The following is a 15,241-nucleotide window of genomic DNA, read 5'->3' as shown; positions in this document are numbered from 1 at the left end:
CCCCATATCATTTACTTCCTTTTCCTACATTAAACCGAAATTTAGATAAGCGAAAGAGAACATCGATAAAAATTTTTTTAAAATAATTCTACAATAATTTAATGTACCCTTCAGTGCCATTCACACGAATTCGCTGCCCGTCTTTTATCAGCTTGGTAGCGTCTTCCACTCCGACAACAGCCGGTAAGCCATATTCACGAGCGATAACCGCTCCATGGGTCATCAGTCCGCCAACTTCGGTGACCAAGCCTTTAATGGATACAAACAATGATGTCCAACCAGGGTCAGTAAAAGCGGTGACTAATATATCTCCATCTTCCAGATCTGCCTCTTCCATGTTTAAGATGACACGTGCTCGTCCCTCTATAACTCCGGTAGAAACAGGTAGACCTACAATCGCATGGGCTGGCAGATTTTCTCGTTTGTACTCACCCGTTATGATTTCACCATCAGACGTGATTACACGTGGCGGAGTTAGTTTTTTAAAAAAATTGTAATCGTCTTTTCGTTTACTGATGATCTGATAATCCAGTTCATTTGTGCGTGCGACTTCGTGAAGTTCTTCAAAATAGAGATAAAATATATCTTCTTTTTCATGAATAATACCCGCTTCTACTAGTTGTTCGGCTTCTTTCAGTAATGCCTGTTTGTAAACGAAATAGCGATTAATCATACCGTATTTTGGATATTCACGATAACCGATAAAATTCCGGATTAAACTGATCACTCGTTTGGTCTCTTCAGCTTTTTGTTCACCATCCGGTAATTGCTTCAATCGATCTAACAACTCTTGTTCTTTTTCCAAAGCTTCCTGTCGTCCTTGCTCAAATTTCCGTTTGCCAGCATTTGGCTTAAAGTTTTTGATATTATTGAGAATCATGGGGAGAAGTGTAATTGGTTTTTCGCTCCAACGGGTTCTCGAAATATCGATTTCACCGGCACATCGCATCCCATATTTGTTGAGATATGCATAAATAGCGTCTTGAGTCTCACGTCCACCCTCAAACTTAACCAGTTCATCCAAAAAATCATCATCTTTTACATGTTGTAAATAATCAATTATTTTCGGGTAAGGACGAATCACATCTGCAACATCCAATAGCGCTAGGCCCATTTCCGAAGTAATGTTGTTGGGTACAGATTGAGAAAGCGTATCTGCTGCGTTTTTTTCACCTAACCACTCGTACATTTTGTCATTGATCCATGACGAAGCGTTCATAGCAGTCATAAAGACCTTTGTACTTTGTGGGTTAGATAAGAACTTCTTTAATTCCTGGAGATCTTCGAGAATAAAATCAAATAAATCTGCTCCAGATTTTGTTCGGATGTTTTGTTTTAATTCTTCTATCGATGTTTGACTGTTCTTAATTAAATCAGAAACAATTGCCGGATCATTTTCGATTAGGGCCTGAAAAACTTCTGACGACCTATCTTTACTGCTATTATCGGGACTCTGTTCTTTTCTTTCATCTGGTATCGATTTTATATATTCTCGTTCTATTAGGGTTATAAATGCATCTTTTATGAGCGGATCGGATTTTCCAAGGGTATTTAAGAAAGTTTCTCTCTTGGCAGGTGAAGCAAGCATATGTGCAACATCAACAAACAACCTTCCACCGGCTTTACGCATAGGTGCAGGAGTTATTAACAGGTAAAAAGACAATCCTAGTGGTTTCATGGGATCCGTCATCATTTGTTGATGACCGACAGATACGTAAACGTGATTTTCTTGATCATTTACTTCAGGGATCGGGTATAAAGTAGTGATTGGTCGACTTTGAACAATATAAAAAGTATCATGATCCAAACACCATTCGATATCTTGCGGGCAACCAAAATAAGCTTCAATCGCTCTACCTATTCGTGCCAGTTGTAAAATTTGTTGTTCTGTAAGTGTTTGAGACTTTTGCTGTTCGAGATCGATTTTCCGGGTTTCTGTTCCACCTTCTTTAATGCCATAGATAGCTATTTTTTTGGTTGCTATCATCGTATCGACGAGTTTCTCTTCGTGTACTTTATAACAATCGGCAGATACCAAGCCAGAGACCAGAGCTTCACCGAGCCCAAAACTGGCATTAATGGATAGCAACTTTCGATTAGAGGTCATTGGATCAGCGGTGAATATAATTCCTGATGCCTGTGGAAAAACCATCTTTTGAACAATAACGGATAAATAAACTTGTCTGTGATCAAAACTATTTTGTATTCGGTAGATTACTGCGCGATCCGTAAATAGAGACGCCCAACATTTGCTTATATGCTGCATGATTGCTTCTCGTCCAATGATATTTAAATAGGTGTCCTGTTGGCCGGCAAAAGAGGTATGTGGTAAATCCTCAGCAGTTGCACTAGAACGTACTGCGTAAGCCTGTTCTTCACCAAGTTGGGAGAGATAGTGAGTAACTGCTGTCACAACATCTGAAGGAATTTCTACTTCCATAAGAAGTTCTCGAATATTCCTACTGATTTCACCAATTTGCTCTCGATCGTCTACATTTAGCATGGATAGTTGATCTAATAAAGCATGATACTTTTTGTTCTTTTCGATAGCTTTTTGGTAGCCCACTGTTGTAACACAAAATCCTTCTGGTACATTTATTCCTTCGATAGTTGATAATCTCCCTAAATTCAACCCTTTTCCACCAACAAGCGAAAGCTGCGTATGATCTATTTCCTGAAACCCAAGAACTAAAGAACTCATTCAATCTCTCCTATCTATTAAATTTAGAAAAAAACATTTGACAAGAGTTTACCGGCATGGTATCTTATTAATATAAGATGCATTAACTTTGTCCACTAAATAATATAAAGACGTGATATGATTATATCATCGTGTCTGTTCATATGCAATATTAAAGAACCTGATAAACGACTCAGGTTCTTTTTTTGATTCCAGTAATCAATAACCAACACTCGGACTATACTCCATCTTTTACATTGGAGCTATAACCCATGGACTTCAAACTCATAGATTCGCGCCGCCGTATCGGCTCCCTGCGTGGGTTTAAGAATTATTAATTTTACATAGCGTGCTTTCACCAACGCGATCGCGTCTGTTGACTCGGCTGCCGAGTTTCCTTGAACGTTGACGACATCCGTCCAATTCGTTCCGTCAATACTCACCTGAATGGTATAATCGCTCGTATTAAACCCGGACCATTCTCCTCCACTCTGTGCATGCTTGATGATAAAAGTGCTAATTTGATGCTCGGCTCCGAGATCGACCTGAAGCCAATGAGGCAGATTTCCAAGTGCGCACCATTTGCTGTTATCAGTAACTTTGCCGTCTACGGCGTTCGTTGCTCCTTCCTTCTCTCCGCATGCATGATCAGCCGTTGCAATTTTTCCAAGTGCTAAATTCTTCACCGCTCCAGCTTCTTTGCTTACTGTGATGAGCGCCTGTTTCGTAATGGTATCTTGCCCCGCGCTGTTAGTTGCAGTCAGTGTCACGCTATACACGCCTTCCTGATTGAACGTTACAGCAGGGTTCTTAGATGTACTCACAGTTGGGCTTCCGCTTTCGAAATTCCATGACCATCCTTCTGTTACTTCCGTCGATAAGTCAATGAAGTTTACACTCTCACCTGGTGCCACCAGGGTCCGATCAGCCTTGAACCCAGCGATTGGCTTCGGATAAGCCGGCCAACTGATCTTGACGCTGGAGGACTGACCTTGCTCGTATCTTGCATTGATCGCAACGACCTTCAATTCTGTGACCGTTTCCTTGTCTATTCTGCTCATTTCAGGAACATAGAACACATGATTCGTTGTTGCACCCATCAGCACTTCTCTGCCATCTGGCAGTACACGATAGATTTCATATTGCTTCACCTGTTGATCAAGCGGTTTCCACTGTAATCTAGCATCTCCGTAAATTCCATTACGAAAATCGGATTGAGTGACCTTAAGCTCGCGAACTGCCGGCAGTGGTTTAATTGAATCATTAGTATTATGGATGGAGAGCTGGCCAATTTGAATGTTATAATTACTGATCGTATCCTTGGTATCAAAGTACAGTGACAACGCAACGATACGTTTTCCTTTATATGGGGTCAAATTCAAAGTTTCGGTAGTCCAGCCTGACGAAGCTTTATCCTTCACGTTAAGGAAGACAAATTGGTCGGGATGGTCTGCGAAAGCGAGACCAACCTTTAGACTTGGCTTGTTCGGCGTTTTATACGTAATCGATAGCTTTGTACTTGCTTCAATTTTCAGGTCTGTCTTGTAGAGCTTCAAATGTGTGGCATTGTTGTGGCTCAGTTCACCTGATACCTTCAGAGAGCTACCGCCGTAATATGCATCGGACCAATCAAGCCTCGGAGTAAGTGCTGTTCCTTTGCTGTCTGCGATCCAGCGCCATGTAGGCAGGATATCTTGCAAGCTTCGGTTATTCCATCCTTTATCTCGTACCTGCTGCCCTCGGACATAATATTTCTGTCCGCTTCCTGTATTGAAGTTAGTGATGAAAGGCAGCTTATTTACTGGGGAGGATTCTACCACATCATTCGCGATCCCTTTCCATGCCTGATCGCTCACGGTGTTCCCCGGGTTCCCGTTTGGCCCCACCCAGAATTTGTTCTCACGTACGAAGAAATCCTCCATACTCTCTGCACTGTTAAAAGCCCAGTCTGGGCGATAAATACCAAGGGAAGTGACGGCAGGCTCGCCATCCGGGTACAGCAGATTCCAGTTCACATTTGTATCGTAGCCCTTGGCTTCAACATCGATCCCTGCATACAGATCATATGGAGTTCTTCCCAAGCTTTTGGCCTTCTCTGCGGAGTTTTTAAGATCCTTCCACCAGAAGTTTAGGAACATACTGTCTGTAATTTTCTTATTATTGTCCTGCAAGAACATTGCATTCTTGTCATTTAGTGCGTTCTGCCAACTGATATTGCCCTCCTTAGTCATAGAGTCGTACCATACGATTTGCATAGACTCCGACTTGTGCGATTCTAGATAACTTAGGAAAGCCTTCATTTTCTGTGCGTCAGCCGGCACACCACCTTCGGTCTCCTGATTAATGAACCAGCCGTCAAATCCATAATAGTTCGCAACCTGGATCAGCTTGTCTGCAGCAGGAAACGAGCCGTCACTGTTCTGTTGAAGCATTTGCTCCACCCATTCAAATTTCCCTCCATACACGGTAGGTGGGAAGAATACCGTTCCTATGATCGGTACGCCATTCCTATGAGCTGCGTCGATAGTATCCGCGCTTGGAGGTACAATGATCCCTTCTCCAGCTGATCCGCCCCAGTAAACCAGCTTGTCAACATACTGCCAATAGGAGAACGTGTTAGCCTCAAATTTGTCCGAACCTTGTGATGGCACACCACTTGTTCCCGAGTTCAGAGCTGATAAGGCCATAACTTTCGGCGCTTTGGTCGCATGGGAGTTGACACCATCTGTCACAAATCGATCTTGCAGCGGGATTGTGCTCCGGTTGAATGCCGCATCCGGATCGGATGCAGGACTCCACTGAAGCAATTGCTCTGGAAACCAGTAGGATGAATAAGGCTGTTTAGCGAAAGCTGTTGTAGATATTGCTGCGCACATCACCAATAAGAATATAAAACCTGCACCAATCTTTTTCATGCCATACTCCTCCAATCAATAGATAATATGGTTGCGCTTACATTTTAACAAGCTGGACAAAGCTGTAGATAGTGGATTAATGACAAGTCCAGGTGCACTTATTACAGATTGTAAACCTGAAGCTCGAGTACAAGCATATTCTTGGTCTCCATAAATAAAAAGAGCCCCCATTTAAACAAACGGGTGCTCTCAATCTTTTTATATCATTTGAATCACGATTTCCAAATTTAATCAATTAGTCTCTCAGCTCTACAACCTACAAGTTTAAAAGAAACTGTCTTGTGCTCTGATAAGCGTCATTCCATCCCATTTTTGCGTAGAATCGAAGTCCATCAAGTCCCTTGAAATAATAGGCTCCCATTAGCCGCTCTTTAAAATTAGGAGTTTCTACTCCGTTCTTTTCTTGATAGTCTTGATACACCTTAATAACATCACTCCATGGCATATGCCGATCGAGAATCGCAAGGTCTATGAGACAATCACCGTACATGCAATTCCCGTCGATGATGCCGGTAATTCGTGTTCCATCGGACAAAATATTCCACTGTTGAAAATCTCCGTGTATAAAGCTTCTATTAGATTCATTATAGGGTACGTAGTCCATCAACCGACTGTATATTTCTTCGTATACATCCTTCTCCAAGCAAGACGTATGGAAGAGATCATACCAATTCTCCCAGAACGTTCCCGTTTGATCCTCAGCATTTACTGCAACAATAAAGTCTTTCCAAGATGAATAGACCCCGTTGCCATCAGCACCGATCCACCCATACCCGTTAGTTGCCCCAATATCCGCTGCTCCCATTCTTGTCAAAATGCTGATAATTTCAGGCAAGTGAAGGGTTTGCTCCTCTGCCGTGAAATCGGATAGGTTGCGACCTTCCATTCGTTCCATGATTAAATAGGTTATCTGACTAGTTTTTCCTAAAGCCAAACATTTCGGGAAAGGGATGTTCTGACTTGATAGCAGATTCGATACATAGTTTTCTGTTTCATACGCTCCTGCCAGATCGCTGAATTTGACTACATATCCTTTCCCTTCGAGGACAAAAGAAAACACGTTGCTTATATTACCACCGGAAAGAGGTGTAATCTCAACTGCACCTGGTCTAAGATGATTCTCTAATACTTTTTCAATTTCACTCATGGCCAATTTTGGCTTCGCGTAAGTCACCGTAGCTTCAACTCCTATAAATTAGAGACTAAATTTCTCTTTCCTCATATTCAAATGGTTCTTTACACGAGTAAATGTCATCGAAAAACCCCATAATCGGAATGTCGTCTTCCATGCATTTTATGCGATAGGATAATTCCTCATCACATGTGGGTACTACACCATTGTTCCTCATTACCTCGAATGCATCTACAATATTCTCCATGAGCGTCACTTGGATGAATAAGGAGAGCTTATCCAACATTGACTGATCGACCGCGGTCTCAGATCTGTATCCTTTAAGGACTACTTCAAAATAATCATCCATGAACTTCTTTCGTTTAACAGCATCTGGTTCGAATTGTGCCCATCCCACGCCCTGTGTCCAGAGACCTGCCAGATCAAACATATACCAACAGAAACATGAATTATCGAAATCATACACAGTGATTTGTCCAGTATCAAAATCTATCGAATAATTCCCATCATTGTAATCAAAATGGATCAAACCGAATGACTCAAGGTTCCTGTCCAATTCTTCTAAAGTTTTAAGAAACTTTACCAATCTCTCTTTAAGGAGAGATAAGGAGTCAGGTATCAATTTATCAATATATTCGGCATTAAATCTGTCAAAAAAACTATGCCGACGATGAACAGGAGTATATCCTTTCGACAATTCATGTATTTTCCCTAGAACTTTACCACAGTTATAATAATATTCTGTAATTGGAGCTTCTTCCCGGTACCGATAATTATTTTCTACAAGCATTTTCCCCTTAGCCTTATTAAATAGGCAGATAAAAAAAGTATGATTATTATGAATGATCTCTTCCAGTAGATTCCCCTTTAGGGAGTTGACTACATCCGAGACACTTCCGCCATGCTCAAATAAATATCTAACATACTCAACTTCACCTAAAAAATCTTCCCGGCTTCTGTCATTTAGGAAGGCGATTCTGAGTATTTTGGCGTCAGTACCTTCTTTTTCACATATATAAACGACATTACGCCCTCCATCATGTGCCGGAATGGGCTGAATTTCATAACCATTCAACTCGTACAACTCCGATATCAATGGTAGCAAATACACATCAGCAATTTCAACAACCTCATTATTTGTCAAAAAATCTCTCCTTTAGCCTGTAATTTTACTTTATGCGTCCAAACTCGATCAGTTAATGTACAGCTTATCAGCTTCTACTGACAATCTGGATAGTAAAAACAATTATAATTAAATTATCCTTAAACATCCCTTAGAGGCGTCTAATAAATAAAAGAGGAGTTAACTCATTAATATGGTTAACCCCTCTTCTATCAAGTTATATTAAATATCCAACTTCCTAGTACTTAACGCTTGTACTATTACAGGATCTCTATGTGAAAAGAACAGGCTCTCTTTCGTATCCAGCATCGCAATTCTTTCCATATCCTCTGCGTTTAATTCAAAGTCAAAGATATTAAAATTTTCGATTATTCTTTCTTTACGAACAGATTTTGGAATTACTACAACTCCTCTTTGCGTTAACCAACGTAACACCACTTGGGCAACAGATTTATTATATTTTTGGGCGATTGAAGCTAAAATTTCGTTCTGGAACATGTTATTTTTACCTTCAGCAAATGGTCCCCATGATTCGATCTGGACATTGTTTTCTTGCATGAATTTAGCACTTTCAATTTGTTGACAGAATGGATGTGTCTCAACCTGATTAACCGCAGGGGTTATCTCATTATGAATGATCAAATCAATCAGCCGATCACTATGGAAGTTGCTTACGCCAATCGCTCTGATTTTTCCTTCGCGGTACAATTCCTCCATCGCACGCCAAGAACCATGCACATCGCCAAAAGGCTGATGAATTAAATACAAATCCAAATAATCAAGTTGTAATCTTGCCAGAGATTTCTCGAAAGCTTTCTTAGTACGTTCATATCCTGTATCTTGAATCCATAATTTCGTTGTAATAAATAGATCCTCTCTTGGAATACCACTTCGTTTGATAGCTCTTCCCACTGCTTCTTCGTTTAAATAGGAGGCTGCGGTATCAATCAATCGATAGCCCACCATAATCGCCTCGTAAACAGCTTGTTCACATTCAGCCTCTTCTTGAATTTGAAAAACACCAAATCCGAGTATCGGCATTTCAACATCATTGTTCAAAATAACCTTTTGCATAATAAAATCCTCCTAATAGTTGAGATCGTTTTAATTAGAAATGTGTACTATCAATGTCCATATTAGAAATCGCTTCATTCAGATGATTTACATTTTCCGTTGTTAATTTAAGGTCGACTCCAAATAGGTTTCCTTCTAATCTGTTTAATTTTGTAGTACCTGGAATCGTGAGAATATATGGTTTTTGAGCCAATTCCCATACAACCAAGCCCTACCGCCGAAACTTCCAAGCCGCTATTTCCTAATTTACGCATGCACATCTGTGCTCTTCCTTTCTCATGAAGTTCAGTCAAATTAGTTTGAGTACTATTCAAGTATGCAACAATTCTTTACTAAACAGATACCACAATAGTATTAAATTATTGCCTAATTCTCTCATTTTATCTTTTAGTAAAGTGCTCTCAATTAAACGGCTTCTCATCCGATAGGTGTTCCATCAGCATATAAACTGATTACAATAAAAAAAGTGGCAGTCACGAAGGCTGCTTTGCCCCGATTGACTGCCACTTCCTAATTAATATCCCATATCCTTTAATATTTTGGATAACGTGCTCAGACGCTCACCGATCATTTCATCATCATCGCTCAGCGCTTGACTGAACAGCTTAATATCTTCATTAATTCGCTCATTGTCCGTACAGATTCCTACGGTCATGGCATCCCCTTGCAAGCCAATTCGATCAATTATAGGCTGCTCAGTGTCATATAAATTCTCATATCGATACGCTTCCCGAAAATGTTCCAAAGACCGACAAATCAGAATGGACAAATCAAGAACACGATGGAGAGGGAGCTCCTCCGATTGTCTGGACCATTTTTCTCCAGTATATCTCCATACCTTAGCCGATATATCGACTTTTCCTCTATCGTTCCACTGGGCCAATCCAAGAGAAAGACCTTTTGCGTCCGTATTTCCTGCCAATCGGCCGTCAACCTGCTCATAATTTTCCGAAACAACAACAGGTTTATGTTTTAATGTTGTAGGTATTTTCATATTATTTTCTTCCTCCAGTTACTATTTTACTAATTTACTAAACGACGGTTTCATCTTAGCTTGGATTTACTAGTTAGTCAATTCGTGGTTTATTATATCCTCTATCTCCGTATGGCTGTAACTTCTCTAACCATGGTTTTAGAATTTTCTTCCGTTCCCAGCGCATATCAGTTACCTTATCTATTTCCTTCTGTTCCAGTACCTCATACGTGAACGCATCGGCACCAAATTCTTTCCAATCCTTCTGGAGCTGGGCATTTGCAAATCTCCCTGAATCCAGCTGCATTTGCAGGGTAAGCCATTTGTTTTTCAAATTAGGATAGCTGTCGATAAAGATTTTGCCGTTGATTTGGTTTTTGATTTGAGCAACACCCATATAAATCTTAATTTGTTTGTACTCCTCGATCAGCTCTTTGCGTTTATTCATATCCATTTCATTCTCTCCTTATCGTAGTTATTGAATATTCATGGAATGATTATGCTCACTCTTACTTCTTTTCTTAACAACAATGGGAAGCAGAAAAAGCGCACCAATAGCCACAAAAACACCACTTGTCATAAATACACCTATTAGGGAGAACGTATCCTTTAGGTAGCCGGAAATGAACATGCCAACGACCATCATTCCCATAAAAATAGGCATTATCGCTCCCGAAACCCGTCCAATAAAAGCGCCTTCGGTATTCCGCACAAGAAGTGTTTGAATCCCCCCTTGAATACAAGGATAAAATAAACCACTGATCACTAAAAAAATAATCGTCAGCCATATTTCCTTAGACGCACCCATTCCAACCGTACAGACGGCATTGACGAGCAAGCCTATCAACAGTAGTAGTTGTGGCCTTACTTTTTTGGCTATCGCGATTATGGCAGCTCCGCCTAGTAACATGGATGCTCCATTAGCCATCACGAGCCACTGCAGAAATTGTTTATCCTTACCCAAATTTTCGATGACTAGGAAGATTTGAAGCGGCTGAGTTAGTCCTGATGCCAATCCCACAGCCGAGAAAGTTAAACTAAGTGTTCTTAAGGGTTTACTCGAACCAATATAACGTAAGCCAGCCGTTAACTCATTGATGAACCCGCTGGCTTTTCCAGACTTCGGTTCCTCTTCATCCCGTGGAAGGGACGACAATATAAGCGAGGATCCCAGAAACATTACGGCTGTCAGAATTAGAGATACTTTAATTCCAAACTTTATAAAAATAAACGTACCGATAACGGGTCCCAAAACTGTAAAGACAGCGACAAGTGTTTGGGACATAGCCATAACCCCCTGCAGTTGTTCAGCTGGTACATGTCTCTTATACAGTTTCATGGCCGAAGGCTGAGAAAATTGAGATAAACTTGCTGACACGAATGATCCGATGAGAAGTGCAACCCATCCGCCATTCATAACCGAAATCAGCACCACCCCGACGGACAAGCCAGATAACAAATCGCTCCATACCATGGTTCTCTTCGGTCGCCATCGGTCAGCAAAGGTCCCTCCAATCAGACCAAATATAAAGATCGGTGCAAATTCAGCAACCGATATCAAAGATACATCTACCGGATTATTATTTGTCAATTCAGAAACATAAAGAAGGACGGCATAATTCCGTATCCATATTCCGAGCTGCAACAACATACGGGAGAGAATAACTGTCCGAACATAACGATTGGAAAACATTTTAATACCCCTTATCCTTTACAGATTTTCACACCTTTTCGAAACTTCCTGACATGACAACCGGTTTATACTTTAACGTTGTGGTTATTTTCATTGCCTCACTCCAATTACTAATTTACTGATTTTATAATTTACAAATTTACTAATTTACTAAATCACTGCTTCAGTTTAAACAGGATATTATCGTTCGTCAAGTCGTTTTCGATATTCGATTTAAGTTTTTAAGGAACGTCACTTGCCTAAATCTAAAAAAAGGAAACCCAAAGTCGTTAAATATGACTGGGTTTCCTTCTCCATAGGAGCACTTTAATCTATTTTTCAAAAAAATTCTTTAGCATATTCTACAACACCATGGACATCTGAAAGACCGCCATCTACAAGCTCAACGGCCATGAAATTATCGTCAGAAACTTCAAAGGGTGCCTCTATTCCATATTGACTAGCCTTTGTATAACCAAACTTCGGATAATACTTATCATGACCTAAAACAACAGCGCCCTTATAGCCAAGCTGTTTTCCGATTCTGTGCCCTTCAGTAATGAGCAGCTTCCCTATACCCTTGCTTTGCATTTCTGGTAATACAGCAACAGGTGCTAGCGCAATCAGAGTCTGGTCCCCCACTTTTATCTCTGTAAAAAGAATATGTCCTACGATTTCATTATCGTATTCAGCTACAAGTGACAACTCCGGAATAAACTTCGCTGATGTTCTAAGTCTATTTATTAAGTTGTGTTCATCCTGGTCTGAGTAATCTGCCTTCTCAAATGCTTTTTGGACTACATGGTACACTTCGTTATTATCTTCAATTTTTTCTTGTCTAATGATTATGTCCATGAATTAACCTCCTCATAGTAATGACAAAGAAAAAAGTGAATACAGTCAATAGACTATATCCACTCCTATGCTTGAATTAGATGTATAAAGCATACTTTAAGAGAAAGAGCATGTCAAAAAAAGCATCCACTGGGACTTTTATTTGTATACTTGTGAGATTATTTCTGGCTTGCAAGGAATTCGTTAAGCTGTTTTTGCTTCTCAGCGATGACTTTGTCGAGGCCGGCTGATTTTTGGGCAGCGATATACTTAGGCAACTCTTTGTCCAGATCGACCGACCCCGTCTCAAGCATCTTTTGATATTCTCTTAAAACGTTTGCAAGTGCCCCCACCTCTGATTTGACTGGTTCGCTGTCAAATGTGAAGCCAAGGGCCGGTGACGATTTGGCGCCTTCATTGAATTTTTTGAATTGCTCCCACTTGTCTGTTGCCTCTGAGTTCCAGACATAGTTCAGGAATTGATTACCCAGCTCCCAAGCAACACCTGGCGCGTACTGTCCTGATTTGTCAGTAGTTATCTAATTTCATGTATTTACTCTTACACTTCGATTCCTATACTGCTTTGGTGTTACACCCACATGCTTCTTGAATACTTTGATGAAATGCGCTTGGTCATAAAAAGTAAGTCGCGAACCAATCGATGAGATTATATCATTTGAAAGATCTAACAGTTTTTTGGCTTATTCTATACGTTCTCTTTGAATGAAATTCATCAGAGTCAACCCTAACTCTTCTTGAAGAGCTGTGATAAATAGTTTGGATTGAGTCTGGACACATCCGATAGCTGCTGTAATGTAATTTCTTCAAAAAGATGATAATAGATGTTATGTAATATAACACGAAGTAAAAAATAAGGCCGCATGTCAGAACCAAGGTTCAACAAACGGTCCTATGCAGCCACACAATAAAAGAGTTACTTTATAAACTTCTAGCCTCCATTCATTACGCCAGTATATTATCGGCTTATCGCCCTGCCATTCAACTGGAAGCCACACATAAGTATACTTGCTCGTATTATCAAAATGCCTTTTAAGCTTTCCCGGTAAGAGTACCGATTCTTTAGGTGATTTATTATTAACATTATTAAATATCAATTCCAAACTCGTTTATATATCTCATAAATAAATGTTCCGCAGGTTACAATATGTGTTTCACCATTTGCTAGTTACAGTTCCATATATGCTGACATATTTCGCAATGGCATAAATTAAAGTACCTCCAGGTACAGGTTGAATAATAAAGGAATTTTCTCCAGATATACGTATGCCTCCAACTGTATCGAATAACCATTCACACACTGAACCCGGGGAGTAATGATTACGGATTGCTTCTCCATTCACCGACGTGGCCAAACATGTGGGCTATAGTCGACCCTATCTGTCACGAAAAGTTAAAAAGAAACTGGGCTTTGATTTAAGTGTTTTTATTAAACAGTGCAAGCTAGAAGAAGACAAAGATTAGCTGGCATTCTCCGACAAAAGGATTAGTGAAATAAGCACATACCTATGTTTCTCCAGTCAAAGTCATTTCCAGAAATCGTTTAAAGATAAATATGGGATTACACCGCTAATGTACCGGAAATCAGAGCTTCATCAGACCAAAAAGAGTAGAAGACAGATCAATCTGTCTTCTACTCTTTTGAATGCTGATTAACTGCAGCGTTACATTTAGTATTTTATTTCAGGTATATGCTATCCTAAATATCCTTTAACTAAGCCAAGCGGCAGTGGTTTGGGTTGCTCGCAGCTGGTGACCAGCTCCGCATACCGTTTAGAATCAGAACTTGTATGGAACGCATGCATAATCTCAAGTACATGATTGGCGAGTTCTCCGTTTGCACGCGGTGTTTCCCCTGTGTCGATGCAACGGGCCATGTCAGCTACGCCAATGCCTCTACTATTATCTGCATAGTTATAGATAAGCGGAATCTCCTGGAATTCCGGGCTGTGTGCCGGGCGTAGAAGGATCGGCCCTCCAAAGTTATTAGGGTCTGGTACGATCAAAGTTCCTTGCGATCCGTAGATCTCGATTCTCGGCAATGTGCTATGCCAAGTATCGAAGCTGGTGATCATCGTTGCCACAGCACCACTGTCAAACTCAATTGTTCCGGCAACATGTGTAGGCACCTCTACATCAATGACTTTACCAAACTTCTTTTCGCTAGTAATTGTTCTTTGGGCAAAGGAAGTTTTAGTGATGCCGCATACTGTCTTTGCTGGGCCCAGCAGAGACACTAGGGCAGTTAGATAGTAGGGCCCCATGTCAAACATCGGTCCGCCACCGGTTTTATAATAAAATTCCGGATCTGGATGCCAGCTTTCATGTCCATGACAGAGCATAAAGGCTGTTGCTGCCACCGGTTGTCCGATATAGCCGTCCGCAATCAGCTTGCTGCAGGTTTGCAGTCCACCCCCGAGGAAAGTGTCTGGCGCGCAGCCGAGGAACAGATTCTTTTCCTTCGCCAGGCGAACTAGCTCGGTGCCATTTTCAAGGGAAAGGGATAATGGCTTTTCCACATACACATGCTTACCGGCTAACAAGGCTTGTTTACACACATCAAAATGAAAATTAGGCGTTGTCAGATTAACAACAATTTCAACCTCTTCCGAAGCAAGTAATTGCTCTGTCGTCCACACATGAGGAACTCCATATTTCTCCGCTGCCTGCTCTGCTCTTTCTTTATCCAAGTCGGAGCAAGCATACACCTCAGTATTAACAAAGGTACCGTTCAAATTTTCAAAATAAATGCTGCTGATGTTTCCGCAGCCGACTATACCTACCTTCACTTTGCGCAAGATCATTCCCACCTTATCTCAG

General features: G+C 40.8%; 13 protein-coding genes. 1 reads left to right on the top strand and 12 read right to left on the bottom strand.

What is annotated here, in order from left to right; translation table 11 throughout:
* Window positions 1–88 precede the first annotated feature (88 nt).
* From ppsA to ACN6MV_RS15330, 11 genes are all read right to left on the bottom strand, one after another.
* The gene (gene ppsA, locus ACN6MV_RS15380; protein ID WP_419884301.1) at window positions 89–2,701 is read right to left on the bottom strand and encodes a phosphoenolpyruvate synthase; all 2,613 of its coding nucleotides are present in this window, start codon (window positions 2,699–2,701) and stop codon (window positions 89–91) included.
* Between the two features lie 242 nt (window positions 2,702–2,943).
* The gene (locus ACN6MV_RS15375; RefSeq protein WP_419884300.1) at window positions 2,944–5,595 is read right to left on the bottom strand and encodes an endo-beta-N-acetylglucosaminidase; all 2,652 of its coding nucleotides are present in this window, start codon (window positions 5,593–5,595) and stop codon (window positions 2,944–2,946) included.
* A gap of 256 nt (window positions 5,596–5,851) precedes the next feature.
* Window positions 5,852–6,769, bottom strand: a complete 918-nt coding sequence (locus ACN6MV_RS15370) for an aminoglycoside phosphotransferase family protein (protein WP_042127835.1) — start codon at window positions 6,767–6,769, stop codon at window positions 5,852–5,854.
* 28 nt (window positions 6,770–6,797) lie between these two features.
* The gene (locus ACN6MV_RS15365; protein ID WP_419884299.1) at window positions 6,798–7,871 is read right to left on the bottom strand and encodes a phosphotransferase enzyme family protein; all 1,074 of its coding nucleotides are present in this window, start codon (window positions 7,869–7,871) and stop codon (window positions 6,798–6,800) included.
* Window positions 7,872–8,072: 201 nt separating this feature from the next.
* The gene (locus ACN6MV_RS15360; protein WP_419884298.1) at window positions 8,073–8,924 is read right to left on the bottom strand and encodes an aldo/keto reductase; all 852 of its coding nucleotides are present in this window, start codon (window positions 8,922–8,924) and stop codon (window positions 8,073–8,075) included.
* 514 nt (window positions 8,925–9,438) lie between these two features.
* Complete coding sequence (locus ACN6MV_RS15355; RefSeq protein WP_042127831.1) at window positions 9,439–9,918, bottom strand: DUF6530 family protein; 480 nt, start codon at window positions 9,916–9,918, stop codon at window positions 9,439–9,441.
* Between the two features lie 73 nt (window positions 9,919–9,991).
* Window positions 9,992–10,351 carry a GIY-YIG nuclease family protein gene (locus ACN6MV_RS15350; RefSeq protein WP_375102970.1) on the bottom strand — a complete coding sequence of 120 codons (360 nt, stop codon included), beginning with the start codon at window positions 10,349–10,351 and terminating at the stop codon, window positions 9,992–9,994.
* 21 nt (window positions 10,352–10,372) lie between these two features.
* Entirely contained in the window at window positions 10,373–11,590 is a 1,218-nt protein-coding gene (locus ACN6MV_RS15345) for an MFS transporter (RefSeq protein WP_419884297.1), read from the bottom strand.
* A 318-nt stretch (window positions 11,591–11,908) separates the two neighbouring features.
* Window positions 11,909–12,424 carry a GNAT family N-acetyltransferase gene (locus ACN6MV_RS15340; protein WP_042127827.1) on the bottom strand — a complete coding sequence of 172 codons (516 nt, stop codon included), beginning with the start codon at window positions 12,422–12,424 and terminating at the stop codon, window positions 11,909–11,911.
* A gap of 158 nt (window positions 12,425–12,582) precedes the next feature.
* Window positions 12,583–12,879, bottom strand: a complete 297-nt coding sequence (locus ACN6MV_RS15335; RefSeq protein WP_419886766.1) for a DUF3502 domain-containing protein — start codon at window positions 12,877–12,879, stop codon at window positions 12,583–12,585.
* A gap of 69 nt (window positions 12,880–12,948) precedes the next feature.
* On the bottom strand, window positions 12,949–13,095 hold the full coding sequence (locus ACN6MV_RS15330; RefSeq protein WP_375105407.1) for a helix-turn-helix domain-containing protein: 147 nt from the start codon (window positions 13,093–13,095) through the stop codon (window positions 12,949–12,951).
* Between the two features lie 790 nt (window positions 13,096–13,885).
* On the opposite strand from ACN6MV_RS15330, the gene ACN6MV_RS15325 reads away from it, so the two are divergent.
* The gene (locus ACN6MV_RS15325; protein ID WP_375105406.1) at window positions 13,886–14,077 is read left to right on the top strand and encodes a helix-turn-helix domain-containing protein; all 192 of its coding nucleotides are present in this window, start codon (window positions 13,886–13,888) and stop codon (window positions 14,075–14,077) included.
* 38 nt (window positions 14,078–14,115) lie between these two features.
* On the opposite strand, the gene ACN6MV_RS15320 is transcribed toward ACN6MV_RS15325, so the two are convergent.
* Entirely contained in the window at window positions 14,116–15,219 is a 1,104-nt protein-coding gene (locus tag ACN6MV_RS15320; RefSeq protein WP_419884296.1) for a Gfo/Idh/MocA family protein, read from the bottom strand.
* Between the last annotated feature and the right edge of the window lie 22 nt (window positions 15,220–15,241).

The sequence above is a fragment of the Paenibacillus sp. B-A-8 genome (genome assembly GCF_048572915.1).
Classification (GTDB): domain Bacteria; phylum Bacillota; class Bacilli; order Paenibacillales; family Paenibacillaceae; genus Paenibacillus_AQ.
This window is presented reverse-complemented; position numbering and strand designations above follow the sequence as displayed.